At 69.7% G+C, this 524-nt stretch carries 1 protein-coding gene; it reads left to right on the forward strand.

Annotation, left to right across the window (positions count from 1 at the left end):
• The coding region (locus tag IH44_RS0140100) for a fasciclin domain-containing protein (protein ID WP_030464781.1) at positions 1–519 on the forward strand (519 nt) is incomplete at its 5' end.
• Positions 520–524: the final 5 nt, after the last annotated feature.

A 524-nucleotide genomic window follows, 5' to 3' on the forward strand; every position in this document is an offset into this window, starting at 1 on the left:
AGCTCCGCCGCGATGTCGAGCCCCACCGCCTCGGCGGCGATGGCCGACGCCCCGTTCGGCGCGGCCTGCGCCGCCGTCCCCAAGGACGGCGCCGGATCCTTCACCGGCATGGCCAAGGACCCGGTCGCCACCGCCGCCTCCAACAACCCCCTGCTGTCCACCCTGGTCACCGCCGTCAAGCAGGCCGGCCTGGTCGACACCCTCAACTCCGCCCAGAACATCACCGTCTTCGCCCCCACCAACGACGCCTTCGCCAAGATCCCCAAGGCCGACCTGGACGCCCTGCTCGCCGACAAGGCCAAGCTCACCAAGGTCCTCACCTACCACGTCACCCCCGAACGCCTCGCCCCCACCGCCCTCGCCGGCACCCACAAGACCCTCGAAGGCAGCGACCTCACCGTCACCGGCACCCAGCCCGACTTCACCGTCAACACCAACTCCAAGGTCCTGTGCGGCAACGTCCAGACCGCCAACGCCACCGTCTACATCGTCGACACCGTCCTGATGCCCACCTCCTGACACCC

Source organism: Kitasatospora sp. NRRL B-11411, assembly GCF_000721345.1.
GTDB lineage: Bacteria > Actinomycetota > Actinomycetes > Streptomycetales > Streptomycetaceae > Kitasatospora > Kitasatospora cineracea.